This window comes from Qipengyuania pacifica (assembly GCF_019711555.1).
GTDB classification, from domain to species: Bacteria; Pseudomonadota; Alphaproteobacteria; order Sphingomonadales; family Sphingomonadaceae; genus Qipengyuania; species Qipengyuania pacifica.
The window spans coordinates 328,032-353,491 of record NZ_JAIGNQ010000002.1; the positions used below are offsets into that span (position 1 = coordinate 328,032).

25 protein-coding genes are annotated in these 25,460 nt (G+C 58.6%); 10 read left to right on the plus strand and 15 right to left on the minus strand.

The window, feature by feature from the left end; all coding sequences use genetic code 11:
• Positions 1-14 precede the first annotated feature (14 nt).
• Positions 15-449 (plus strand): MAPEG family protein, encoded by a 435-nt coding sequence (locus K3177_RS06835; RefSeq protein WP_103023438.1) that lies wholly within the window; start codon positions 15-17, stop codon positions 447-449.
• A 15-nt stretch (positions 450-464) separates the two neighbouring features.
• Here the strand turns inward: K3177_RS06835 and trxB are convergent, their stop codons facing one another.
• The 10 genes from trxB to K3177_RS06885 all read right to left on the minus strand — a co-directional run bounded on the left by trxB (position 465) and on the right by K3177_RS06885 (position 13,902).
• Positions 465-1,451, minus strand: a complete 987-nt coding sequence (trxB, locus tag K3177_RS06840; RefSeq protein WP_196846463.1) for a thioredoxin-disulfide reductase — start codon at positions 1,449-1,451, stop codon at positions 465-467.
• Between the two features lie 61 nt (positions 1,452-1,512).
• The gene (locus K3177_RS06845; RefSeq protein WP_221597666.1) at positions 1,513-2,292 is read right to left on the minus strand and encodes a tyrosine-protein phosphatase; all 780 of its coding nucleotides are present in this window, start codon (positions 2,290-2,292) and stop codon (positions 1,513-1,515) included.
• A gap of 51 nt (positions 2,293-2,343) precedes the next feature.
• Positions 2,344-3,735 (minus strand): alpha,alpha-trehalose-phosphate synthase (UDP-forming), encoded by a 1,392-nt coding sequence (locus K3177_RS06850; RefSeq protein ID WP_221598094.1) that lies wholly within the window; start codon positions 3,733-3,735, stop codon positions 2,344-2,346.
• Positions 3,732-5,516: a glycoside hydrolase family 15 protein gene (locus tag K3177_RS06855; RefSeq protein WP_221597667.1), complete on the minus strand. Its 1,785-nt coding sequence runs from the start codon at positions 5,514-5,516 to the stop codon at positions 3,732-3,734. The genes K3177_RS06850 and K3177_RS06855 overlap by 4 nt, the downstream gene beginning before the upstream one ends.
• Positions 5,516-6,259 (minus strand): trehalose-phosphatase, encoded by a 744-nt coding sequence (gene otsB / locus K3177_RS06860; protein ID WP_221597668.1) that lies wholly within the window; start codon positions 6,257-6,259, stop codon positions 5,516-5,518. Before otsB ends, K3177_RS06855 begins: the two co-directional genes overlap by 1 nt.
• A gap of 46 nt (positions 6,260-6,305) precedes the next feature.
• Positions 6,306-6,965: a retropepsin-like aspartic protease family protein gene (locus tag K3177_RS06865; RefSeq protein WP_103023130.1), complete on the minus strand. Its 660-nt coding sequence runs from the start codon at positions 6,963-6,965 to the stop codon at positions 6,306-6,308.
• A gap of 52 nt (positions 6,966-7,017) precedes the next feature.
• On the minus strand, positions 7,018-8,016 hold the full coding sequence (gene egtD / locus K3177_RS06870; protein WP_221597669.1) for an L-histidine N(alpha)-methyltransferase: 999 nt from the start codon (positions 8,014-8,016) through the stop codon (positions 7,018-7,020).
• The gene (gene egtB / locus K3177_RS06875; RefSeq protein ID WP_221597670.1) at positions 8,016-9,269 is read right to left on the minus strand and encodes an ergothioneine biosynthesis protein EgtB; all 1,254 of its coding nucleotides are present in this window, start codon (positions 9,267-9,269) and stop codon (positions 8,016-8,018) included. The genes egtD and egtB overlap by 1 nt, the downstream gene beginning before the upstream one ends.
• A gap of 196 nt (positions 9,270-9,465) precedes the next feature.
• Positions 9,466-10,839, minus strand: coding sequence for a class II 3-deoxy-7-phosphoheptulonate synthase (locus tag K3177_RS06880; RefSeq protein WP_221597671.1), 1,374 nt, complete (start codon positions 10,837-10,839; stop codon positions 9,466-9,468).
• A gap of 123 nt (positions 10,840-10,962) precedes the next feature.
• On the minus strand, positions 10,963-13,902 hold the full coding sequence (locus tag K3177_RS06885; RefSeq protein ID WP_221597672.1) for a M16 family metallopeptidase: 2,940 nt from the start codon (positions 13,900-13,902) through the stop codon (positions 10,963-10,965).
• A gap of 101 nt (positions 13,903-14,003) precedes the next feature.
• Here K3177_RS06885 and K3177_RS06890 point away from each other — a divergent pair, with 101 nt between their 5' ends.
• The 7 genes from K3177_RS06890 (at position 14,004) to K3177_RS06920 (ending at position 18,249) form a co-directional block, all read left to right on the plus strand.
• Complete coding sequence (locus tag K3177_RS06890) at positions 14,004-14,585, plus strand: NifU family protein (protein WP_103023126.1); 582 nt, start codon at positions 14,004-14,006, stop codon at positions 14,583-14,585.
• Positions 14,586-14,611: 26 nt separating this feature from the next.
• A complete protein-coding gene (locus tag K3177_RS06895; protein WP_221597673.1) occupies positions 14,612-15,220 on the plus strand; it encodes a malonic semialdehyde reductase in 609 nt (202 codons plus the stop codon).
• 36 nt (positions 15,221-15,256) lie between these two features.
• Entirely contained in the window at positions 15,257-15,865 is a 609-nt protein-coding gene (gene tsaB, locus K3177_RS06900; protein WP_221597674.1) for a tRNA (adenosine(37)-N6)-threonylcarbamoyltransferase complex dimerization subunit type 1 TsaB, read from the plus strand.
• Positions 15,865-16,317 (plus strand): GNAT family N-acetyltransferase, encoded by a 453-nt coding sequence (locus K3177_RS06905; RefSeq protein WP_247714320.1) that lies wholly within the window; start codon positions 15,865-15,867, stop codon positions 16,315-16,317. Before tsaB ends, K3177_RS06905 begins: the two co-directional genes overlap by 1 nt.
• A gap of 117 nt (positions 16,318-16,434) precedes the next feature.
• The gene (locus K3177_RS06910; RefSeq protein WP_196846474.1) at positions 16,435-16,875 is read left to right on the plus strand and encodes a Ros/MucR family transcriptional regulator; all 441 of its coding nucleotides are present in this window, start codon (positions 16,435-16,437) and stop codon (positions 16,873-16,875) included.
• Between the two features lie 74 nt (positions 16,876-16,949).
• Positions 16,950-17,372 (plus strand): Fur family transcriptional regulator, encoded by a 423-nt coding sequence (locus K3177_RS06915; RefSeq protein ID WP_103023122.1) that lies wholly within the window; start codon positions 16,950-16,952, stop codon positions 17,370-17,372.
• Positions 17,344-18,249 (plus strand): lysophospholipid acyltransferase family protein, encoded by a 906-nt coding sequence (locus K3177_RS06920; RefSeq protein ID WP_221597675.1) that lies wholly within the window; start codon positions 17,344-17,346, stop codon positions 18,247-18,249. Before K3177_RS06915 ends, K3177_RS06920 begins: the two co-directional genes overlap by 29 nt.
• On the opposite strand, the gene K3177_RS06925 is transcribed toward K3177_RS06920, so the two are convergent.
• The 4 genes from K3177_RS06925 to K3177_RS06940 all read right to left on the minus strand — a co-directional run bounded on the left by K3177_RS06925 (position 18,246) and on the right by K3177_RS06940 (position 21,750).
• Complete coding sequence (locus K3177_RS06925) at positions 18,246-19,130, minus strand: LysR substrate-binding domain-containing protein (RefSeq protein WP_103023120.1); 885 nt, start codon at positions 19,128-19,130, stop codon at positions 18,246-18,248. The genes K3177_RS06920 and K3177_RS06925 overlap by 4 nt on opposite strands.
• 68 nt (positions 19,131-19,198) lie before the next feature.
• On the minus strand, positions 19,199-20,065 hold the full coding sequence (locus K3177_RS06930; RefSeq protein ID WP_234003095.1) for a hemolysin family protein: 867 nt from the start codon (positions 20,063-20,065) through the stop codon (positions 19,199-19,201).
• A gap of 72 nt (positions 20,066-20,137) precedes the next feature.
• Positions 20,138-20,623: an rRNA maturation RNase YbeY gene (ybeY, locus tag K3177_RS06935; RefSeq protein WP_221597676.1), complete on the minus strand. Its 486-nt coding sequence runs from the start codon at positions 20,621-20,623 to the stop codon at positions 20,138-20,140.
• A gap of 83 nt (positions 20,624-20,706) precedes the next feature.
• Positions 20,707-21,750, minus strand: a complete 1,044-nt coding sequence (locus K3177_RS06940; protein WP_221597677.1) for a PhoH family protein — start codon at positions 21,748-21,750, stop codon at positions 20,707-20,709.
• Between the two features lie 226 nt (positions 21,751-21,976).
• Between K3177_RS06940 and K3177_RS06945 the strand changes: the two genes are divergently transcribed.
• Both K3177_RS06945 and K3177_RS06950 read left to right on the plus strand, forming a co-directional pair.
• The gene (locus K3177_RS06945; protein WP_221597678.1) at positions 21,977-22,900 is read left to right on the plus strand and encodes a hypothetical protein; all 924 of its coding nucleotides are present in this window, start codon (positions 21,977-21,979) and stop codon (positions 22,898-22,900) included.
• 240 nt (positions 22,901-23,140) lie between these two features.
• Positions 23,141-24,079 carry a hypothetical protein gene (locus tag K3177_RS06950; protein ID WP_221597679.1) on the plus strand — a complete coding sequence of 313 codons (939 nt, stop codon included), beginning with the start codon at positions 23,141-23,143 and terminating at the stop codon, positions 24,077-24,079.
• Here the strand turns inward: K3177_RS06950 and miaB are convergent.
• Positions 24,068-25,417 (minus strand): tRNA (N6-isopentenyl adenosine(37)-C2)-methylthiotransferase MiaB, encoded by a 1,350-nt coding sequence (gene miaB, locus K3177_RS06955; RefSeq protein ID WP_221597680.1) that lies wholly within the window; start codon positions 25,415-25,417, stop codon positions 24,068-24,070. The two genes, K3177_RS06950 and miaB, sit on opposite strands and share 12 nt — an antisense overlap.
• Positions 25,418-25,460 lie beyond the last annotated feature (43 nt).

Sequence of the window (25,460 nt, forward strand, 5' to 3'; positions counted from 1 at the left end):
CAGGGACCGCTTCGATGATTGATTCGCAAATTCTCCAGCCTGTCGTCGTGCTGATGGCGTGGACCATGATCATGTGGCTCTGGATGTACGCCACCCGCATTCCAGCCATGTCGAAGGCGAAGATCCAGCCCGACGACGCGCGCAAGACCGGCACTCTCGACGAACGTCTTCCCGAGCAGGTGCAATGGAAGGCACATAACTACAACCACCTGCACGAACAGCCGACGGTGTTCTACGCGGTGGCGCTTCTGCTCGCCCTGATTGGCTGGGGTGACGGCATGAACGCGCTGATCGCCTGGATTTATGTAGGTCTCAGGATCACCCACTCGCTGGTACAGGCGACCGCCAATGTGGTGATGGTCCGCTTCGTTCTATTTGCGCTGTCCAGCATCGCTTTGATTGCGTTGATCTTCCACGCCGCCATCGCCGTGTTCGATCTTCACATCTGACGGGGACCGGGCCGCTTACTCTGCAGCCTCCTTGGCTGCATGCGCGTGACCGTCCATGTCGATCTCGAGGTTGGCAAGAAAGCGTTCTGCATCGAGCGCGGCCATGCAGCCCATCCCGGCGGCCGTAACCGCCTGGCGATAAACGTGGTCGGTGACGTCGCCCGCTGCGAATACGCCCGGAACTTCCGTCTTGGGTGAACCCGGCTCGGTCAGCAGGTAACCACCGTCGTCCATCGGCAGCTTGCCTTTGAACAGTTCGGTGGCAGGGGCGTGGCCAATGGCGACGAAGCCGCCGTCGACGTCGAAGGTACTCGCATCGCCAGTCACCGTGTCGCGCAAGTTGAGATGGGCCAGTGCTCCCGACGGACCGGCCTCGAAACTCTCGACAGTCTTGTTCCACAGAACGCTGATCTTGGGATGATTGAGCAGGCGCTCCTGCAGGATCTTCTCCGCGCGCAATTCGTCGCGGCGATGGATCAGCGTCACATCGTCAGAATGGTTGGTCAGGTATAGGGCTTCTTCGACTGCCGTGTTGCCGCCGCCGATCACTGCTACCTTCTTGCCGCGATAGAAGAAGCCATCGCACGTGGCACAGGCTGAAACGCCCTTGCCGCCCAGCTCATGCTCGCCCGGAACGCCGAGCCACTTGGCCTGGGCCCCTGTGGCGATCACCAGAACGTCTGCGATGTATTCGTCGCCGCTGTCTCCGATCGCCTTGAAAGGCGATCCGCCAGCGATGTCCACATCGACGATCGTGTCCCACATCATGCGCGTACCGACATGCTCGGCCTGCTTCTGCATCTGCTCCATCAGCCAGGGGCCCTGGATAACGTCTGCGAAGCCGGGATAGTTTTCGACATCGGTCGTGATGGTCAACTGGCCGCCGGGCTGCAGCCCCTGCACCACGATGGGCTCCATCATGGCTCGCGCTGCGTAAATGGCGGCAGAATAGCCTGCCGGTCCCGAGCCGATGATGAGCATCTTGGTGCGATGGGTAGCCATGTCGTCAATTCCGTAAGTCTGAATGGGTTTTGCGGCTATATGGGAACCGCAGGACTGAGAGTCACGTCACGAAGCGTGTGATCAGGGCTTCACGAAGCGCTTCATCCACACCTATCGCCTGCTCCAGATAGCCATCGAAGCTCCCGTGGCGATCGCTCGCGATCTCGAGAAAGCGGTCGAGATACTCTTCGCGCACACCGAGCAGGTCCTTTGCCGCACTGTCATCCAGCTTGCGCCCGAGCCGCGCTTCGATGCCGGGGAGTGACTGGCGCGCGAGAACTTCGAACGTAGGGCTGTCATTGGTTCGCAAAAATTCACGTCGCTGGTTCTCTTCGGATACCCCGAGAATATGCAGCAGCATGGTCGCCGCAACGCCCGTCCGGTCCTTCCCGGCATAACAATGGACCAGGCTAGCTCCATCCCTGTTAGCAAGAATGTTGAGATAGCGGCCGAACATGTCGATCATCGCCGGATTGTCGGGCATACGAGTATAGACTGCCAACATGCGCTGACGCGCGAAATCGCCCGCACTCATCTCGGGATCGATATCCATATGAGGGGGACTGCTTGTCGTTTCCCCTTCGTAGAACAGAACTTCGCCATCAAAACCCTCGACCCGCCGGCAGGGGTTGGCGCTGCGCTCGCTCTCACCGCGCAGATCGATGACGGTATGGATGTCCAGCGGAGCGATGGCTGCAAGGTCTGCGTCAGTCGCGCCGACGTGATGGCCGGAGCGAAAGAGCAGTCCCGTACGAACGGCACCCCCGCCTTTCGTGGCCCAGCCGCCATAGTCGCGAAAGTTGTGGATGCCCTGCGTTTTGAGAAAAGGATCACGAATCATGGCGGAGACGGTGGCAGTCGCTCATCGCATACGCAATCGCGCAGGTCTTGATCAGGCCTCGGAAAGATCGCGCAGGAAGTCCCTGGTCCAGTTCTGGACATTGTCATCGCGCACCGTTGCGATCATCTTTTCGTAGCGCCGCTTCCGCTCGTCCAGCGGCATATCGAGAGCAATGCGAATAGCGTGGGCGATGTCGTCGGGGCTGTGTGGGTTGACCAGAACTGCATCCTTCAGTTGAGCGGCAGCGCCGGCAAAACGCGAAAGGATGAGAACCCCGGGATCTTCCGGATCCTGCGCGGCAACATATTCTTTCGCCACAAGGTTCATGCCATCGCGAAGTGGCGTAACCAGTCCGATCTTGGCGCCGCGAAAGAACCCGAAAAGTTCAGCGTGGCTATATCCCCGGTTCACATACCGGATGGGCACCATGTCGACTTCGCTTCGCGCACCATTGATCTGGCCACATTTCTGTTCAAGGGCAGCACGGATTTCCTGATAACTGCCAACGTCTTCCCGGCTCGGCGGAGCGATCTGAATGAAGACGAGATCGCGAATGCTCTCCGGGTTTTTATCGAAGAAACGTCCGATGCCATCTATGCGCTCCGGAATTCCCTTAGAATAGTCGAGCCTGTCCACACCGATCATCGCGATGCGTCGACGCGTCGAACTGATCAGCCGCTGTTGCGCCTGCCGCGCCTCACCATTCTCACCAAGCTTCGAGAAATGTTCCCAGTCGATGCCGATGGGGTAAGCTCTTGCGATGGTGGTGCGGCCTTCGAAGGTGACCGTGCCACTGGCCTTATCGACTTCCGCGCGCAGTTCGTTTTCGCAATAATGCAGAAAGCTTTCGAGCCATTCCTGCGTTTGAAAACCAACGACGTCGTAGAACAGCAGCGTTCGGACAAGCCGTTCGTGATACGGCAGAGAGACGAACATCCTGGTGGCCGGCCAAGGGATGTGAAGAAAAAACCCTATGCGGTTCTTGAGCCCGCGTGAACGCAGCCGTTCGCCGAGCGGGATCAAATGGTAATCATGAACCCAAACGATATCTTCTGCGTCAATCAGAGGGGCGCCGAGTTCGGCAAAGCGCTCGTTTACACGCTCGTATCCCTTGGCCGTTTCACGTTCGTACTCTGCCAGATCAAGTCGATCGTGAAATAGCGGCCATAAGGTCGAATTGGCATAGCCATTGTAATATTCGTCGATATCGCGCTGAGAGAGATCGAGCGTGGCTGTTGTTACCCCGTCGGACGTTTGCGTATCGATGTGACCCGTGCGGCCGCTCTCGCTTTCCTCGCCGGACCATCCAAACCATAAGCCCTTGCGATCTTTCAACGCTGCATGCAGCGCGCCTGCTAAGCCACCCTGGGCTCCGGCCGCTCCACGGGCTTTGGGTACCGCAACGCGGTTGGAAATGACGACGAGGCGTGGATCTCCGGTCAGCGGACTTCGCTCCAGGGTTTGCTCAAAAGGCCAGCGCAGTTGATTATACCAACTAGCGAGTAGGTCTGCGGGAAGTTCCCCCAAAGCTCGCCCGTTTCATAATCGAGGTCTTCGCTAAGCAGGCCGGAATGGGTCGTATGACTGAGCATATCGCCAAAAATACCGCGAGCCTCATCGCGGCGCCCAACAAGCGCCAACGCTTCGATCAGCCAGAAGGTGCAGACGTTGAACGCAGTCTCGGGCGCACCGAAATCGTCTTCCGCTGCATAGCGAAGCATGTGATTGCCGCGGCGCAGGTCGCGCTCGATAGCGGCGAAGGTCTTCAGGAAGCGCGCGTCATCCGGCTTGAGATAACGCAGCTCAACCATCTGGAGCAGACTTGCGTCGAGATAGTCGCTCTGGAAGCTGGCGCGGTAGTGATCGCCTTCGTCCGCCCACGCCATCTCTTCTATCTTTGCGCGTATGGCGGACGCCCTTTCCTGCCAGTAAATTACGCGGTCGCCTTTGCCCAGACGAGCAGCGACGTTCGCGAGACGGTCGCAGGCTGCCCAGCACATGACTGCGGAATAAGTGTGCACTTCCTGCCGGGTACGAAACTCCCACAACCCGGCGTCTGGCTTGTCATGCTTGGCCCACGCGGCTTCGCCAACTTCTTCGAGATGCTCGAAATCGCGGTCGTCGGCCATGCGCAGCAGACGGGTGTCGAAGAAGGCCTGCGCAGTCGGCATGACGATCTGGCCGTAGCAATCATACTGAACCTGTTTGTAGGCGGCATTACCCACACGTACCGGCCCCATGCCGCGATAACCCGCGAGCTTCTCGGCTTCGAATTCGTGGAGTTCGGTTTCCCCCATGACCGAATACAGCGGCTGGATTTGCCCGCCGCGGGCCTGGTCCACGATGTTGCGTAGATAGGCGAGATATTTCTCCAGCACATCGAGCGCGCCGAGGCGGTTAAGCGCCTGCACGGTGTAATAGCTGTCGCGGATCCAACAGTAACGGTAGTCCCAGTTGCGCTGGCTGTTCGGTGCTTCCGGAATAGACGTGGTAAGTGCAGCGACGATCGCACCGGTTTCTTCATGCTGGCACAACTTGAGCGCGATTGCCGCCCGGATGACCTCTTCCTGCCATTCGAGGGGTATATGCAGGCCGCGCACCCAATGCTGCCAGTAGCGGGCTGTTGCCGCTTCCGAACGGCGGACTTCGCTGCGGATGTTGCCGACGAAGGGTTCATCGGGGCCGAGAAAGAAGTGCTGATCACTCTCGACCCGGTAACTGCGGCCTTCAAGCACATACCCGACTGGCGCATCAGTCGTCAGGCGCAATGCCTGCGGACCGATTAGATAGCGAACATGGTTGGTGCCGTTGGTGGTTTCGGCAAGCTTGGCTCCATACTCCATCATCGGTGCCAGCACTACACGCATGCGCGGCGCACCAGCCACCGGCCTGACGATGCGGGCATAGGCTACGGGACGATACATCCGACCCGAACGTTCAAAGCGCGGCGCGAAATCGTGGATCTCCACTGCGCTTCCGTCTTCGCTTTCCAAGCGCGTGATGAGAATGGCGGTATTGCGTTCATAACGCTGCGTAGCGCTGGTCTGGCCTTCCAGTTCGAAGCGCCAGATACCACGATCCCGCGCATCGCCGTTCAATAGAGAACAGAAGACCGGGTCGCCGTCCACGCGGGGAACACAGCCCCAGACGATGGCGCCCTCACGATCAATCAGGGCGCTGACCTGACAATTACCGATAGGGGAAAGCTCGAGATCGGGCTTCATTACATCTCCAACCAATGGTGCACTGCAGCAACGCTGCCGAGAGCGTATCGTGCCCGCTCACTCGGACGTTCTCCGACGGCGATGCCGAATCCGCCGAATTTTATCGCGCCAGCGAACCCGTCCTCGTCGGTCACATCGTCGCCAATGAACACGGGAGTGGCGCCCGCAAAGGGAGCTATTTGCATGAAAGCTTCGACCGCTGCAGCTTTGGTTGCGCCCGGCCGGACGAGTTCGATCACGCCTTTCCCCCTGGTGACACAGAGATCGCGCGATCCGGCGAAATCCGCTGCAAAAGCGAGCGTCGCGTCCTTTTTGCCCGGTTGATCACGAAAATGCAGGGCACCACCGTGCGCTTTCTCTTCGTAGAACAGCCCATTGTCTTCGGCATAGGATTTGAGTTCGGCAATCGAGCTATTTGCCAGTCCGCGCGGCTCTTCGCCCAAGCGGGTGCCATCGGCGAGATAGCGCGATGCACCATGCGAACCCGCGCGGCATACGGCCAGTTCACCCAGGTGGCCTGCCAGATCATCCAGTGCGCGGCCGCTGACCAAGGCCAATCTGCCGTCCAGCCGACTGCTCAAGGTCTGAAGGTCGCCTGCCAGCGCATCCGGCACGTAAATTTCACCGGGACGAGCAGCAATTTCCACCAGCGTACCGTCAAAATCGAGGAAAAGCGCGACCGGTCCCTGCACGAGGAGTTCACCGAGCACCGGCGGGGCGGGAAGCGTGGTCGAACCGTCCATAATGCAAGCCACTAGCGGCTCCGGCAGCGCGGTCAAACGCCAGAGTTCATGAAATCGTATCTTCTGCTCGAGGGACAAGGATCAGGGTGTTGTCTTCAACCCGCCAGGAGCCGAGGCGCGCAAGCACATTCATCCCGATGACGTTGAAGTCGCCGAAGTTCTCCGCAATCGCAGCATCGGTGCCGCTGGCACTGACATTGCCGAAGGTAAGGCTATCGACCGTTGCCACGTGTGCCTGTACCGTCCCATTCGCCGTGCCGAGCATGATGGGAATGCCGCCGCGCCTTGGTTCGAGCCCCGCCCGTTCCGCCAGCCCAGCTGAAATCGCCGTCAGCGTCGCGCCGGTATCGATCATGAAATTTCCCGGCACACCGTTTACATCGGCACGAACCCAGAAATGCCCGTCGGCGGATAGCGGAATGCGCGTCTCGCCGCCTTCGACGACCTGTTCGGGCAGGCCGATTTGCGGGACGGCCATGTCGAAGCGGGGATCGAAACGCGAGAGCTGCAGAACAACAGTAAGGAGGATGAGACCAAGCGCAAGTGAACTCGCCATGCGTAGCACCCCGCCGAGCATCGAGCGTTTGGCGATCATTGCGCCGAACCACCCTACAAGCATGGCGACGACCGCCGCCATCAGCAGCTCCGACCGGGGAATGGCACGCAGTGTATCCGCAGCGGCGCTAAAAACGGGCTCGAGTTCCATTATTTACATATAGGAACGTGCCGGTGACACGTCCATGAATAGCCGCGGTCGCTCAGGGCGCTTCGCGTTGCTCGGTTGCGCGAGCTAGTACCACCGAAAACCTTTCATCTGCGTCGACCCACCGCTTGATCGGCGTCCAACCGCCGGCAAGAAGCAACAGGTTCGCACTACGAGGCGTGAATTTGTGGCTGTTTTCGGTATGTATCGTTTCACCGGAACGCATCGAAAAGCTTTCACCCGATACGGTGAAGTCGATGTCCCGATTGGCGACCAGGTGCATTTCGACCCGTGCGAGATCGTCGTTCCATACAGCGCGGTGGTCGAGAGCATCCGCGGGAATGGTCCCTGAAAGTTCACGGTTGATGCGCGTGACGAGATTCATGTTGAAGGCGGCCGTCACACCGTCGGAATCGTCATAGGCCGCTTCGAGTTTCTGCTGTTCCTTGACGAGATCCATCCCAATCAGGAGCAGCGGGCTTTCACCTTCATCCGCTCCGAGCGTGGCCCGCATCGAGCGAAGCAGATCGACCGCCGTGCGCGGAACCATATTGCCGATGGTCGAACCTGGGAAGAAGCCGAGTTTCTTGAGGGGCCCGACACCGTCGGGCAGGCTCACGCGGCGCATGAAGTCGGCCTCTACCGGATGAACCGGAAGATCGGGAAATTTTTGCGACAAGGCGACAGCGCTTTCGCGCAGGAAATCGCCCGAGATATCGAGAGGGACATAGGCTGCCGGATCGATCGCCTCGAGCAGAAGCGGCGTCTTGACCGAACTGCCAGATCCAAATTCGACCACAGCCCTGCCCTGCCCGACGAGTTGGGCGAATTCATTGCTGCGCGTCTTGAGAATTTCGGTTTCCGCGCGGGTGGGATAATATTCGTCCAGCTGCGTGATGCGTTCGAACAGCCGTGAGCCTTCCTGATCGTAAAACCAGCGCGCCGGTATGGCCTTCGGCAGCTGATTTAGTCCCTTGAGTACGTCCGCACGAAAAGCGCGATCGACCCCCTCCTCGTCTAGATCGACAAGTGCAATGCCAGTATCGGTTTTCATCAGATGTCCTTTGCCAGCCTGACGCCGGTGAATTGCCACCGTTGGTGTGGGTAGAAGAAGTTGCGATAGCTTGCTCGCGAATGACCGCGAGCGGTGGCGCAGCTCGCACCCTTCAAGACGAACTGCCCGCTCATGAACTTGCCGTTGTATTCGCCCACGGCACCTTCGGCAGGTTGAAAACGTGGGTAGGGAAGATATCCGGACCGGGTGAATTGCCAACAATCGCCGAACAATTCGGCGCCACCACGCGGCAGTGCGGGTGTCGCGTCGTCGAGTTGATTACCGCCTTGGGGGTCATGCGCAGGTAATTCGCCTTCCTGCCCACGGGCGATGGCTTCCCATTCGAATTCGGTTGGCAGGCGGCGGCCAGCCCAACTGGCGAAAGCATCAGCCTCGAAGTAAGAGATGTGCGTTACCGGGGCATCGGGATCGCGCGCCTGCCAGCCGGCGTGAGTAAACTGTTCGTCATCGCGCCAATAAAGCGGCGCACGAATGGTGTTCTCCCGTACCCAGCCCCATCCGTCCGAAAGCCACAAGGTCGCCGTGTCGTATCCGCCATCGGCGATGAATTCATCCCATTCGCCATTCGTGACAAGTCGCGAGGACAGAGCGAAAGGTTCGAGGAGAACGCGGTGAGCAGGCCCCTCGTTGTCGAAGGCGAACCCGTCTGTTTGGTGACCTATCCGCGCGATACCACCGGGATGTGAATGCCAATCGTTCGGGCTGGAATTCGCTTTTGCCGGAGATACATCCCACATCTTCACGCCAAGAGGGTTCTGAAACAGGGCGTGTTTGATATCGGTCAGCAGCAATTCCTGGTGCTGCTGTTCATGGCTGAGACCAAGCTCGATCAGTGGCGCCAGTTCTTCGCGCCCTAACAGGCCATCCATCGCCGCATCGACATGTTTGCGCCATTCCACGATATCGGACAGCGTCGGACGCGAAAGCATTCCACGCGAAAACCTGGCAATGCGCTCACCCTCTGTCTCGTAATAGGAATTGAACACGAAGGGCCAATTCTCGTCGTAGAGCGCGTAGCCTTCGGCATGATCGCGCAGCAGAAAGGTTTCCCAGAACCAGGTTGTATGAGCTAGATGCCATTTCGCAGGACTTGCATCTTCCATTGACTGAATGGTAGCGTCGGCATCGGACAGCGGCGCGGCCAGAGCCTGGCTCAACGCGCGGACAGCGGCGTAGCGTGCCGGAAGATCTTCCCCTAACGTCAGGACCGATCGCGGCTGGGCATGGGGCATCGTCTATCCCCCCCTTTATATTTCGGCAGCCGGGACATGGCTGGCCTGTCCCATTATGACGCGATTCACCCAGCGTTTAAAGGGTTGAGGTGAAAAAGCCCGCCCGAACAATGAAGTGAACTGCATTCTCCGAATAATGCAGCGGAGGTCGCGGGGTTCCGCGCCCTCGTGAGGCCGACGACGCCGGAAGGAAGAATCAGGCTGCGTCAGCGCGGCGAACGGCCTGTTCTTCGTTCAGCATCTCGGCGATCAGGAAGGCGAGCTCGAGAGACTGAGCGGCGTTGAGGCGGGGATCGCAATGCGTGTGATAGCGATCTTTCAACGCTTCATCGGTGATCGCCACCGCTCCGCCCACACATTCGGTCACGTCCTGCCCGGTCATTTCGACATGGATACCTCCCGGGTGCGTCCCTTCGGCACGATGGACGGCGAAGAAGCCCTTCACCTCGGTCAGGATACGATCAAAGGGCCGCGTCTTGTAACCGCTTTCCGATTTAACGACGTTGCCGTGCATCGGGTCGCAACTCCACACCACAGGGTGGCCTTCCGCCTTTACCGCCCGAACGAGGCGGGGCAGGCCTTCTTCCACCTTGTCGTGGCCGAAGCGACTGATCAGCGTGATGCGGCCCGGTTCGCGCGCAGGGTTGAGCGTATCGAGCAGGCGCAGCATAGCGTCCGTTTCGAGGCTGGGGCCACATTTCATTCCCAACGGATTGCCGATCCCGCGGCAGAATTCGACATGCGCACTATCATCGAACCGAGTACGGTCGCCGATCCAGACCATGTGCGCGCTGGTATCGTACCAATCGCCCGTCAGGCTGTCCCGCCGGGTCATGGCCTGTTCGTACGGGAGCAGCAGCGCTTCGTGGCTCGTATAAAAACTGGTGCGCTGCAATTGTGGTAGCACCTGCGGATCGACCCCGCACGCTTCCATGAAATCGAGGGCTTCACCGATGCGATCAGCGATGTCCGAAAATTTGTCGGCCCACGGACTGCGGCCCATGAAATCCAGCGTCCACTGATGAACCTGACGGAGATTGGCGTAGCCTCCGGTGGCGAAGGCACGCAGCAGGTTGAGCGTGGCCGCGGCCTGCGAATAGGCGCGCACCATGCGCTGCGGATCGGCTGCGCGGGTGGCTTCGTCGAATTCGATGCCATTGATGTTGTCGCCGAAATAGCTCGGTAGCGTGACCGATCCTTGCGTTTCGGTGTCGGAACTGCGCGGCTTGGCGAACTGGCCTGCCATGCGCCCGACCTTGATCACTGGTTTTTTGCTGGCGAAGGTCATGACGACGGCCATCTGCAACAGCACGCGAAATGTATCGCGGATATTGTTCGGATGAAATTCCGCGAAGCTTTCCGCGCAATCCCCACCCTGGAGCAGAAATGCGTGGCCTTGCGCGACCTCCGCCAGATCCGCCTTGAGCGCGCGCGCCTCGCCTGCGAAAACCAGCGGAGGATGCGTCTCGAGCGTCGTCGTTGCGGCATCGAGAGCAGCCGCGTCGGGATATGTCGGCAAATGCTTCGCCGTGAATCCCTGCCAGCTGTCGGGTGCCCAATTCGTTGCCATTATATTTTCCATTTACGGCGCTGAAAGTCGCGCCTGACTGTTCGCCCCTTAGCAGACGAACAGGTACCATGTCGCAAGCAGCATTTGCTTGGCCAGCTTAAAAAGCCGATTGCAGTGACCGGCTCAGCGGCTGGCCGCAGCGGCTCCGACGTTGGCCGCAGTTGCAAGTTCTTGCCCTTGTGGGATGATCGCCAAGTGCCAGCCTGCGCGAGACCCGAAATACTTCTGCGCCAGCGCCTGCAATTGAGCAGGTGGAACTTCGGTGTAATCGGCCAGCAGATAGCGCAGCATGTCTACCCGGCGAGCATCGACGGTCGAGCCTTCGAGCTGGTAAAGCCAAAAGAGGTTACCGGTTGAGGCTCGGCTGACGTACTGGCGGAGCGGTTCGACGACGCGGTCATATTCGTCCTGACTGACCGGTTCGCTCGCCAGTTCCTTCGCAATACGTTCGGCTTCGGCGAAGAAGACCGGCACGTCTTCGGGTCGCAATTGGGCGAGTGCCGCGATCCGGCCGCCACTTTTAACGTCGCTCGGCCATTCAGACCGGACAACCGGCGAATAGCTCGCGCCGGCATGTTCACGCATGGCGTCCATCAGGCGGTTGTTGAAGACCGACGTGAGTACCTCGAGGTGACGCGATTCGCGCAGATTGTCGACGCCCGCCCCACTCGGCCAGGCGACGACGGCGGCCGCCTGATTGGCATCGCCGCGGTGATGGCGAACAACCGTCTCGCCGGCTTTGGGAAAGTCGACCCCGCGGTTCAGGACAGCAGCGCTAGGCTCTTCACGCGCAGGCAACGCGCCGAACGTCTTGCGCAGCGTTTCGATCGTAGCCGCTTTGTCGAATTCACCAAAGACGAGTACTTCGACCGGTCCCTGCTTGAGCAGCGGCTCCCATACTTCGCGGAACTTCTCTGGCGTTGCAGCATCGAACATTTCTGGCGTGGGCGTCTGGAAACGCGGATCGCTGTCGCGCAGCAGATTTTCCAGATCGCGCTGCAGGATACCGCCGGGGCTGGCAGCATAACTTTCGTAAGCGAGTTTGCCCGCCGCCTTTGCACGAATGACCGGATTGGGATCCCAGCCCGGCATCGCCAGCTTGGCAGCGAAAAGATAGAGCTGTTCGTCGAGATCAGCTTCGCGCGTTTGCGCATAAAAGGTAAATGCGCCGTCACCGGTTTCAAAATCGAAACCGAACTTGCGGCCTGTAGCGAGACGATCGAGTTCTTCCTGGCCTAGCTCGCCGATACCCGAACCGATCAGGGCAGAACTGCCGAGATTTGCATAGACGGCATCTTCCGCGTCGAGTGCGCGATAGCCGGCGCCGAAGCGAACCTTGACCGCTACCCGTCCAGGTTCGGCATCGTTAGACCACAGGATGGCCTTCACACCATTGGCGAATTCAACCTTTTCAATATCGAGAACGCCGATCGGTCCCTGAGCAGTTACCTGACCCGGTTCACCGACTGCCGGCAAATCTTCGAAAGACACGGCGCGACCCGTCAGCCGCGAACCTGTATCGGCTGCGACCGTCTCCTTGAGTGCAGATCGTATCGCCTCCTCATCCGCCTCACCCGTTGCCGGGGTGACATAGGCCGCACGGATAACATCGCCTGTAAACAACGCCCGCGTATGTTCGAGCACGAGTTCCGGCGTCAAAGTCTGCTTCATCGAATTGAAAACGGTAAGGACCGTTTCGGGAGCAGCGACCGCTTCGCGAATATCGACAGCGTTCACAATATCGTCGGCCAGCTGCGGCCCGGGCAGGACGCGCCGCTGTTCGACTTGGCTTTTGAAAACAATTTCGAATTCCGCAAGTTCTCGATCGATTTCTTCCTGCGTCGGCGGAGTGGCCAGCGCATCGGCGACTACGCCGCGAATATCATCAAGCGCCGCTTTCCAGTCGCTGGTCAAAGGAGCGAAGGTGACGAAGGTCATGTCCGACGACCGGCTAACATCATCCTGCGACACCTGTGCATAAAGATAGCTGCCTCCCGAACGCGCGCGGGATTCAAGTCGCCTATTGATGAGAGCCTGAGCCAAAGCGTCGCGAAGCAGACCTTCGTTATAGGCTACCGTGTCCTGAACGGGACGCCAGGGGCGCATGATCGTGTACGTGAACGAACGGGGCAGATCGGGCTCGACGATGACGCCGATCTCGCCGACCGGGTTGGCCGGATCGGCCCCGGCGGGTGCCACCGGATCGCCGAAGTCGGGCGCCGCGACTGCAGGACCATCACCCTGCCAGTCGCCGAACCACTTTTCGATTTCCGCAGCAAGCACCATCGGGTCGATATCGCCTGCAGCAACGACGACCACGTTTTCAGGGCGATACCAACGTTTGTAGAAGGCGCTGACGCTATCGCCGGTTGCAGCCCGCAGGGTTTCTTCGGTCCCGATCGGGATGCGGTTCGCCAGTCGCTGTCCGGCAAAAAGCACTTCTCGGCTGGCATTGCCAGCCCGCTCGGATGCTCCGCCACGTTCACGCTTTTCAGCAAGTACGATCGGTACTTCTGCCTTAACGTTCGTATCGGATAGGACTGGGCTGCGCACCATGCCGGAAAGAAGCTTCATGCTTTCTGCCAGCTTGGCCGCATTGGTATTGGGCAGATCCAGCTTGAAGACGGTTTCCGTCGGGCTGGTATGCGCATTCGTATCGCTGCCGAAGGTCGCACCGAGCCGCTGCCATGTCGGAATGGCCGCTCCGACCTTCAGATACTGGCTTTCGCGGAAAAGCAGATGCTCCAGAAGGTGGGCATAGCCGCGTTCTGAATCCTCTTCATGCAAGGACCCAGCGTCGATGCGAACGCGAACGGAAACCTGATCGGGCGGCACGCCGTTCTTGCGAACAGCATAGCGCAGACCATTGGGCAATTCACCGAAGGTCCATTCCTCGTCGCGCGGAACGTCGCTGCCCTCATAAATCCACGGAGTTTCACCGGCCGGAGTTATATATTGCGGTGCCGGAACGGCCGGTTCCTGCGCGAGGATGGGCTGCGGTACGAGCAGCGCAGCGGGAAGGAAAAGCGCGAGACGCCGGACGGCGCGCGAAAAATTGGTCATGCAAGGCATATAGGCGGGACAACCGTGAAGGCTAGTTGAATGTTCACGTGCCAAGCGTTCCGTCCTTGTCCCCGGTTCCCGAGCTTCCTACATCGTCAGGTATGTTCATAGAGACCGAAACCACGCCCAACCCGTCGAGCCTCAAGTTCCTTCCCGGCCAGCAGGTCATGGGACAGGGAACGCGCGAATTTGCCACGCCGGAGGCGGCAGAGGCCAGCCCGCTGGCACAGGCAATCTTCGATACCGGAGAGGTGGTGAATGTGTTCTTCGGCGGTGATTTTGTCACCGTCACTGCTGCACCAGGAGTAAACTGGACCGATCTCAAGCCGCAGGTGCTGGCGATTCTGCTCGACCATTTCGTTGCGCAGGCACCGCTCTTCACACCGGGCAGCGCGGGCGGCATTTCGGTTCCCCCGGAAGATCAAGGTATGCTGGTCGACGAGCGTGATGAAGATGCAGACATCATTTCTCAGATCAACGAATTGCTGGAAACGAGGGTCCGACCGGCCGTCGCGGGCGACGGAGGCGATATTCAGTATCGCGGGTACCGTGACGGCATAGTTCATCTGCAAATGCAGGGTGCGTGTTCCGGGTGTCCATCATCCACGGCGACGCTCAAGCATGGCATTGAAGGTCTATTGAAACATTATGTCCCGGAGGTCGTTGAAGTTCGGGCAGCCTGATCTTCCAGTTCCAACCGGGATAATTCATGACCACTCAGTTTCACGACACCGCCCTATCCGGCGAAGCGCTCGACCAGATTTTCCGCGAAGCGCGCAGTTACAACGGCTGGCTTGATAAACCAGTCAGCGACGAGCAAATTCACGCGATCTACGAATTGATGAAGATGGGCCCGACATCGGCCAACATGCAGCCTGCGCGTATCGTTTGGGTGAAGTCGCAGGAAGCCAAAGGCAAGCTTGCCGCGCTGGCGTCCGAAGGAAATCGGGACAAGATCAAGACTGCTCCCGTCACGGCTATCGTTGGCTATGACATCGATTTCCACGAGGAACTGCCGTGGCTGTTTCCTCATACCGACGCCAAAAGCTGGTTCGAAGGTAACGAGAACGGGCGCCAGGAAGGCGCGTTTCGCAATTCCTCCTTGCAGGGCGCCTATCTGATCATCGCTGCCAGAGCTGTTGGGCTGGATTGCGGCCCGATGTCCGGGTTCGACAATAAGGCTGTCGACGAAGAATTCTTCGCCGACGATCCGCGCACTCGCAGCAATTTTATCTGCTCCATCGGGTACGGCGATCCCAGCAGCATCTTCGATCGCAGCCCTCGACCCGATTTCGACAGGTTCAACCGCATCGCCTGACTTGCAGGCCGGCTTTGCCTGAGGCAGTGCGCATTCATGCGCATTCTGGCCATTGAAACTGCAACCGAAGCCTGTTCGATCGCCCTGTTCGATCAGGGGCAATTGATCGACGCCCGCCACGAAGTGCTTGGTCGCGGCCATGCCGAACGGCTCGTTCCGATGATCGCGGAACTGCCGGACAAAGGCCATGCAGAGCAGATCCGCATCTCCTTAGGTCCGGGAAGTTTTACCGGCGTGCGTATTGGCCTAGCCGTGGCTCGTGCCTTGGGTGTGGCCTGGAAAATCCCGGTACGCGGCTACCCTACTCTAGCTCTGGTCGCTGCCATGGCGCGCGCCGGTACGGACCGGGCCGTTACGGTCTGCATGTCCGGGGGCCACGGCGAGTGGTTCGTGCAGGATTTCGGCACTGATGGAATACCATTGGATGATGTCGCCTCGTTGTCTCCAGATACCGCTGCCATGCGCAGGACACAGGACATACTGGCAGGCACGAGAGCGGAGGACCTTGGCGCCTTGATTGGCGTTGCAAGTGCGCCGATCATTCTGCCGAATGCGAGCGATGCCCTTCTTGTGCCCGACGCCCTGCTGTGGGACCAGTTGTCCCCGCTTTATGGCCGGGCGCCCGACGCAAAGCTTCCCACGTAATGACGGACCTCGATCACATTATGAGCGTAATGGATGCTGCGTTCGATCCCCACTGGCGCGAAGCCTGGACGCGGCAGCAGGTCGAAAATTCGCTGGTCATGCCACACACCTATGCAATTATTTTCGATAAACACGCGCGGTTACTCGCACCGGAACGCGAAGCGGCAGGGTTCATTCTGGCGCGGCGCGCGCCTGGCGAAGAAGAACTTCTGCTGATCGGCGTTAGGCCCGAAGTAAGAAATAACGGTGTAGGCCGCGCGCTCATCGAATATTTTTCCGATGTCGCCCGAAAAGAAGGAGCGGAGCGGGTATTCTTGGAGATGCGTGCAAATAATCCAGCTGAGAAATTGTACCTGTCCTGCGGTTTCGAGCCAATCGGCCGTAGAGCGAATTACTACCGCACGCTGGATGGCACGCTGTTGGATGCAATCACCTTCGCACAAAGATTATAGCTAAGCGCCGATAATAAAACCTGGCGAAATACTTGCAATTTTTTGTCGTTTTCATACAATGTCCGGAAGAACGGGTCGCGACGTTCAACGATATCCCTCAAAATAAAAGGGAAAGTAATGGAAAAATTTGAAACAGACATGTCCGAGACACTTATCACTCTCACCTCGGATATCGTCGCAGCGCATGTCAGCAACAACAGCGTATCCGTAGACGACGTCCCGACATTGATCTCGAATGTGTATTCTGCGCTGTCGGGCCTCAACGGGGAAACAGCCACCAGCGAAGCGCCGCTAGAACCTGCCGTACCGATCCGTTCGTCGGTCAAGAAGGATTACATCATCTGCCTCGAAGACGGCAAGAAGATGAAAATGCTCAAGCGCCACCTCAAGACGGCCTACGACATGACGCCTGACGAATACCGGGCGCGTTGGAATCTGCCGTCCGATTATCCTATGGTCGCGCCAAGCTATGCCGAAAAGCGCCGCGAACTGGCCGTGAAGATTGGCCTAGGCCGCAAGCCCGGTCAGAAGCGGGGCCGGAAGAAGAAGACGGCCTGAACGCTCCGGTTCGCCTTGAGCAAAACGTCCCGGCCCGATAAGGGTGCGGGGCGTTTTTCATTCGGGAATCCATCTTGCACCAGAAAATCGATCTTGAACAATTGTGCGCCGACAAGGGCCTGCGCATTACCGAACAGCGGCGCATAATCGCACGCGTGCTGTCGGAAAGCGACGATCACCCCGACGTCGAACTGCTTCACGAACGGGCTAACAAGATCGATTCGGGGATTTCCATTGCCACGGTCTATCGTACCGTCCGGCTGTTCGAAGAGGCGGGCATTCTCGATCGCCATGATTTTGGCGATGGCCGTGCCCGTTACGAAGCCGCGCCGGAAGCCCATCATGATCATCTGATCGACGTGGAAACCGGCAAAGTCGTGGAATTCGTCGACCCGGAAATTGAAGCCCTGCAGAAACAGATCGCTGCCAAGCTCGGTTATCGCCTGGTCGACCACAGGCTGGAACTCTATGGCGTCCGCCTCGACCGCGAAAAGTGAGCGCAAGCTTGCGAAATATACCGCCAAGCGACTGGCGGCAGCGAGAGGCGAGAAAGTACCGCTAACGGTCGCTGGCTGGGTCCGCTTCGCCCTGCGCGCATTCGGCATCCTGCTCCTGCTGTTGGTGTTCGTGCCGCTGCATTACCTCTACCGGATCTTCGCCTACGGATCCCCCTTCCCCATGCTCTTCTTGCGCTTTACCGCATGGATCGTAGGTGCGCGCGTCAAGATCGTCGGAACGCCGTTGCGGCGCGACGTCTTCTTCATCTCTAACCACATCAGTTGGGTCGACATTCTCAGCATGGCTGGCGCCAGCGGTACGGCCTTTGTCGCAAAGCAGGAATTGTCCGAAGTGCCCGTGATCGGGTGGTTATGCGGGCTCAATCGCACCGTGTTCGTCAAACGCGAAAACCGTATGGGCGTGGCCGAGCAGATTAATGCGCTGAGAGAAGCTTTACAGGACAATTGGTCGGTAACGGTTTTTCCCGAAGGCACTGTGACCGACGGCCATTCGCTTCTTCCGTTCAAATCCAGCATGATATCCGTGCTCGAACCGCCTCCTGCGGGCGTGATGGTGCAGCCGGTCGTGCTGAATTACGGACAAAATGCCGAGGATATCGCCTGGATCGGCGAGGAAAGCGGATTGCACAATGCGATGCGGGTCATGGCGCGCGAAGGCAGTTTCCGGCTCTCGCTACACTATCTCGAGCCGTTCAGCCCGGTGGATTACAGAGGTCGCAAGGCGGTGGCCGCAAAGGCTAGAGAAGAGATCGAGCGGCAACTGGTCGCTAACCTCGGCGGACCATTGCGCGACTTCCAGCATCTCGTCGAAGCCGTGCGTTATCGTCCAAAAGCGAGCACCGAAATCTCGGACTAAAGCCCCGCCTTTACCAACCAATCGTGAAACAAACGCACCGGTCTTTCTTCCAGCGCGGTTGGCTTGCACACGAACCAGTAACTATAGGGGCTTTCCACCTCTACCTCGAAAAGTCTGGCTAGCCGGGTATCGGCAGCCCGGCGCATGTGATCGTCATGCATAATCGCAATGCCGAGGCCTTGCGCGGCTGCTTCCAGCATGATCTGCCCCGAATCGAAATGGTCGATCGCGGTGGGTTCAAGATCGCCCATACCAATCTCGCGGCGCCACGCATTGAAGCTCTCCGGAAGCTCGTTATGGATCAGGAATGTCTGCTTCATCAGAAGCGACGCATCGGGAGTGGATCCCAAACGCTCTGCAAGATCGCGGCTGCAGATTGCGTGGACCTTGTTGTAATCGAGCCGAACTGCGTGCAGCCCGCGTGAAGGGCCGCGGGATAAGATGATGGCAGCATCGAGCACGTCGCCGACCCGATCTTCCAGATGCGCCCCGGTATCGATATCGATATGAAGAAGCGGGTGCCGCTCGCGCAATTCTCCAAGCCGCGGGAATAGACGTTGAGTGCCGAACAGCGGCAAGACGCCCAAATGCAAACGCAAGACGGAAAGGTTTTCCGACTGGCTTTCAACAGCGCGGGCCAATGCCTCGAGCTGCGGGTTCACTGCTTCGAAAAATGCGTGGCCGTCATCGGTCAGCTTCATTGACTGACGGGCACGTGTGAACAGCTTCTTTCCCACGAATTCTTCGAGATTGCCGATCCGTCGTGAAAGAGCTGACGGGCTCAGACCGAGTTCGTCGGCCGCCGCGCGCGCAGAGCCGAGCCGAACCGTGCGAACGAAGGCCTCCAGCGCTCGAAGTGGGGGTAATCGCCGTGTTGCCATGATGGTTGCACGCTATTGACGCAAATCACGCCTGTCGAGCGCGAATGTGCAAAAATCTGCAACAGTTGTCACACGGTGGTCGCATCCGGTTCGGGGGCGTGCAGGCGAAGACGCTTCACATGCGTTTCATCGCCATCGGTCACTTCGATGCGCCATCCGCTGGGATGCTCGAGTATACGGCCAACCTCCGGAACCTGCTCTGCCAGCACGAAGGCGAGACCGCCAAGCGTGTCGACAGATTCCTCAACTTCAGCAAGCGCCGGCGAGACGTTCTCGGCCACATCGTCAAGTTCGGCGCGGGCGTCACAATCCCACATTCCCTCGCCGATATCGACAATCCATTCTTCGGGCGCATCATCGTGCTCATCCTCGATATCGCCGACGATTTCCTCCACCAGATCTTCGATGGTGATGAGCCCGTCGGTGCCGGAGAATTCGTCCACCACGATAGCCAGATGCATGCGCTGCGCACGCATATCGGCCAGCACGTCCAGAGCGTTGCGCGTTTGCGGAACATAGAGCGGCTGTCTCATCAACACGGTCCAGTCGCGCGGAGGCTGTTCGCGGCGCGCGAGGATGGGGAACACGTCCTTGATGTGGATCATGCCGATCACGTCGTCGAGCTGATCGCGATATACCGGCATGCGCGAATGGCCGTGCTCGGCGAACGTATCGACCAGTTCGTCCCAGCTCGCCTTGGCATCGATCGCGATGATCTCGCCGCGCGGCACGGCTACGTCGTCCGCATCGTGTTCGGAGAAGTGCAACAGATTGCGTAGCATCTGCCGCTCGACCAGCGACAGATCGCCGGTGCCGCTGTTTTCAGGCGCCTCTTCGCCGTTCTCACCCTCATGCTCGTCGATCGCTTCTTCCAGCTGCGCGCGCAGCGAGCGTTCGCCGTGATCGGGGTCGAAGAATTTCCGGATTGCGAGCATCAGCCCGCTGCTACTCTCCGCGTCTCCCGCGGGTGATGACGAATCGGGCATGGCCCTAACAATGCACTCCAGTCAGTTGCGATCCCCATATGGGTCCGCGATGCCTAATTTTGCAAGCGCTGCGATTTCACGCGCCTCCATCGCTTCGGCCTGTTCGTCGGAATCGACATGATCATGACCGGCAAGATGGAGCAGCCCGTGGACGATCAGATGGGCCGCGTGATCGGAAAGCGATACGTTCTTGTCGCGCGCCTCGCTGGCGCATGTCTCGTAAGACAGCGCGAGATCACCAAGCATTTCCGGCGGCCCATCCTTCGATAGATCGAGCAGATCGTCGCGCTCAAGCATGGGAAATGACAGGACGTTGGTCGGCTTGTCCTTATGGCGCCACTGCTTGTTCAGCGCGTGAACTTCCTCGTCAGTCGTGAAGAGAAGCGATGCGGTCAGGCGTTCGTTGATTAACGTTGGTTCGACCGCTGCAGCAGCCGCACCGGCACGCCCCGCCAAAGCGCGCCAGTCTCCCTCCGGCCAGCCGTCGATCTCGATGTCCAGCTCCATGGTATCCTTCCTCTCATTGCGAGCACGGTGAACCATCCAAGCCCCGTTCCATGGGCTGGTTGAATGGGCTAGCAATGACCGAATTAACTGGTGGGCCCCTCGTAAGCTTCGACAATACGGCCAACTATCGGATGGCGGACAACGTCGGCAGCGGTGAAGCGAATGGTGCCGAAACCATCGACACCTTCCAGCTTACCCACTGCATCGGCGAGGCCGCTCATCCCGTCGCCGCCCGGAATGTCGACCTGCCGTGGGTCTCCGCAAACGACCATGCGGCTATTCTGGCCGAAGCGGGTAAGAAACATCTTCATCTGTTCGCGCGTGGTGTTCTGCGCTTCATCGAGGATGACGAAGGCATCGGCCAGTGTGCGTCCGCGCATGAAGGCGATCGGCGCAATTTCGATCTCACCAGAAGCTAGCCGCCGCTCAACCTGTTCGGGCGGCATGCAGTCGTAAAGCGCGTCGTAGAGCGGACGCAGATAGGGATCGACTTTTTCCTTCATGTCGCCGGGCAGGAAGCCGAGCTTTTCACCGGCTTCCACCGCAGGCCGGGACAGGATCAGGCGCTGGACGCTGCCATTGATCAGTTGCGCCACCGCCTGCGCCACTGCGAGATAGGTCTTGCCTGTTCCTGCAGGCCCGAGAGCGAAGATGATATCGTCGCGCACCAGGCTGCGCATGTAGGTTGCCTGCATTGCGCTGCGCGGCACGATCGTCTTGCGCCGCGTGCGGATCATGATCGGCGGCCCGCCTTTGCCATTGCCCGGTTCGGCATCGACGATCCCATCGAAAGTCGGTTCGTCGGACATTGCGATCAAGGCTTCGATCGCGCCTGTATCGAGGTCCTGACCGATCGATAGCTTGTCGTACATGCCCTTCAGCACGTCGCGTGCACGGGCCACGCTGTCTTCCGGCCCTTCGATATGAAGCTGATTGCCGCGCGCCGAGATGAATACGCCCAGGCGGTTCTCGACTTGTACCAGATTGGCATCGAATTGCCCGAACAAGGCGCCCAGCAAGCTCTGATTATCAAAGCCTATGTCAACCTGGGCGCGGCGCACTTCGCGTTGCGGAGAGGGCGGCGGGGTGAAAGACCGGGTGTCCTTCTGTGCGGGTTTACGGGCCATAGGCTCCTTTCGTCTACGACTCGGAATGTAAGCCTCATCGCTCCGGAGGCAAGCTGTTCGCCGCACGATGACGGTGGAAAGTAATAAGATCGCAATTTATAGCAGCCGATGCGACCATGTGGAGGAACCCAGTCTCCTCTAGTCCTATTTCCTCGAGACTACTAGCTCTGGATTCGAGCCAGATTAAAGCCTTTCCTTCAAATCGCATTCGTGGCAGTAAGATAACATGTTTAGGCATTTGAGTTACTTGCTGGCGTTCAGCGCTTTCACAACCTCTGCGGCACTTTCTGCGCAAGACGATGATACCAATCATTCTGAAGCACCAGAAAATCAGATTGTCGTTACCGGCGAACGAGAGAAAGAAGCGCAGCAACGGGTCAACGAAATGACAAAGGCCATCACGCGGCGTCCGAAAATTGATAAGCCTATCGCGCGACAGTATGGTGATATTTGCGTCGGCGTCTTCGGCATGAGCGCCGATTATGCCAACGGGATTATCGGACAGGTTGAAGAGAACGCGCGCGCTTTAGGCATCCGCGTTTCGCCGGAGGGGTGTCGCGTAAATACATTAATCGCATTTGTACGCGATGGTCACGCCGAGCTGGAGGATTTGCGGAAGAGCGCACCATGGCTTTTCGAATCTTTGCTTGATTACGAGTATAAGCGCATTCTTCGCGGCAGCGGTGGCGCTTTCGCTTGGCATTCGACGAAAGTTAAAGAAGTCGACGGCAAGGAAATGGCAATGATGTCCTTTGGAGATCCACCTCGCGACGTCGTCGTTTCCGATCCTTTCACAGCTTCGAACATTTCACAACAGATCCGCGTTGATATGATCGGTTCGGTAGTGTTGATTGAAAAGTCCTTGGTTCCGGGTAAGACCATCCGTCAATTAGCCGACTACATTTCGATGCGCAGCTTTGCGTCTGTGGATGATATGGCTAGTGATGGCCCCAATACAACGTCAACCATCCTGTCGCTTTTCACAAGTAATGGCCAGGCCGCCGAAGGAATGACCGATTTCGACTGGTCCTATCTCGAAGCGCTCTACAAGCTCCCCAGCACCGCACACGGTTCGACGGTGCATGATGCTGCGTGGTCCGCATATCGTAAGCGTGCTTTGAAAATCGACGACGACCGCACCTCGGACTAAGCCGGGCCACCTTAGACACATTTGGTGATTTCTTTCAGCGATTTTATTTTGACGCCTGTATGATTGAATAATCAATGATCAATGATGATAGAGTGAGGAAAATATCGTAATTGCGGGTTTTAATATCCCAGGACTTTTATAAAGTACTGTTGTTCACAGCCCAGGCTATTTTCTTTTCTTAGAATGATACCGGAGTTCATGGATTAAATTTTTTTGCGCATCTGGGAAAGGGACTTGAATGTGAGCCAATCTATTCGCTTCGCTGTGGCACTGAGCACACTAGCGCTTCCATCGATCCTCGTTGCGCAACCAAACTCTGATGATCGTTTCGACGCAGCTGACGAAAGCATCTTGGTGCTAGGAGAGCGCGAGAAAGAAGCGCGGCAGCGCATTAATCACATAACTGAGGTCATCGTGCGTGACCCGCGCATCGACCAGCCGATCGCCAGACAATACGACGCCATTTGCATCGGCATATTGGGGATGAGTGCGGAATATGCCGAGGCACTCATTTGGCAGATGGAAGACAACGCGCGCGCATTGAAGATCCGCGTTGCGCCTGAAGGATGCCGCGTCAATACCCTGGCAGCATTTGTGGAAAATGGCCAAGCGGAGGTCGAGGGCTTACGAAAGTCTGCTCCGTGGTTATTCGAAACTTTACGAGACTACGAATTCAAGCGCATCCTGAACGGCAACAACGGCACGTATGCCTGGCACTCCACCAAGGTCAAAGAGGTCGATGAAAAAGACTTCACTGTTAAAGTACTTAAATGTTTTCCAAGTTGTCCGCCACGAGAAGTATATACGGCAGACCCCTTCATGGCGACACGCATGGCCCAACAGATCAGGGTCGATATGATTGGTTCGGTGGTGATCATTGAAAAGTCACGTGTCCCTGGAAAGACTGTGCGCCAACTGGCCGACTATGTGTCCATGCGCAGTTTTGCATCCGTGAACGATATACCAGCGGGCGAACCACACACTACGCCGACGATCCTGTCTTTATTCAACAATGGCGGTCTGGCACCGGATGGACTGAGCCAATTTGACTGGTCCTATCTTAAGGCACTGTATAACCTTCCTCGCACTGCGCGAGGTGCACAGATTCATGATGCAACATGGTCTGCCTACCGCAAGCGTGCCTTGAAACTCAACGCAGAACCAAGCTCAGACGAATGATCTTACCTGATTGCGCAGCCTAGCGCTCAGCGAGTTGGGGCCTGCTTCGAGCAATTCCACCTCGACCAGATCGCCGATCGCCACGTCGCCTTCGAACCAGGCGCTTTGCAGCCAGGGGGTTTTGCCGAGCCACTGGCCCGGCAGCTTGCCCTTGCGCTCGACGAGGACCTGGCAGGTCTTTCCAACGCTTGCCTCGTTGAATGCGAGCTGATCACGGTTGAGAGCCGCCTGCAGGCGCTGGAGGCGTTCGTCCATGACCTCTTTTGCCACCTGCCCGTCCATCGTGGCGGCGGGCGTGCCGGGGCGCGGCGAATATTTGAAGCTGAAGGCCTGCGCATATTTGACCTCGTCGACCAGCGCGAGGGTTTCTTCGAACTCTGCGTTGGTTTCGCCGGGGAAGCCTACGATGAAATCGCCCGACAGCGCAATATCGGGGCGCGCGGCGCGCATATCTTCCAGCAGCCGCAGGTAGCTGTCTGCCGTGTGACTGCGGTTCATCGCCTTGAGCACGCGGTCCGATCCGCTCTGCACCGGCAGGTGCAGATAGGGCATCAGCTTTTCGACCTCGGCATGACACCTAACCAGCCCTTTTTCAAAATCGTTGGGATGGCTGGTCGTGTAGCGAATACGCTGCAATTCCGGTATCTTGGCAAGCTCTCTTATCAACCCGTCCAGCCCGCAACTGTCACCTTTCGTATCCACACCGCTCCACGCGTTGACGTTCTGCCCAAGCAGCGTGATTTCACGCGCGCCGCGCTCCGCCAGACGGTGCGCTTCCTTTACCAGATCGGCGAAGGGGCGGGAAATCTCCGCGCCACGCGTATAAGGCACGACGCAATAGGTGCAGAACTTGTCGCAGCCCTCCTGCACCGTGAGGAAGGCTGTAGGAAAGCGTTTTGTCCGCTCCGGCAAGGCCGCGAACTTGGCAATGGCAGGCATGTCCGTATCCGTGGCCCGTTCGCCCTGGACCGCCTTGTCCAGCATGTCGGGCAGGCGGTGATAGGCCTGCGGGCCGACGACCATGCTGACCGCCGGGCTGCGAGCCATGATCTCCTCGCCTTCGGCCTGTGCGACGCAGCCTGCTACCGCGATCAGAGGTTCCTTGCCGACCTTGCGCCCCGCCTTGGTCAGGCGCCCGATGTCCGAATAGACTTTCTCTGCCGCCTTTTCGCGTATGTGGCAGGTGTTGAGGACCACGAGATCGGCTTCCTCGCCCTCAGGCGCCGGCACGATCCCGCGCTTGTCCAGCATGTCGGCAATGCGCTCGCCGTCATAGACGTTCATCTGGCAGCCGAAGCTCTTGACCCTATAGGTCTTGGGGGCGGTAGTCGGTTTCATAGCAGGTGTGCGCCAATAGCGAAGAAGAGGGGTTCCTTCAATG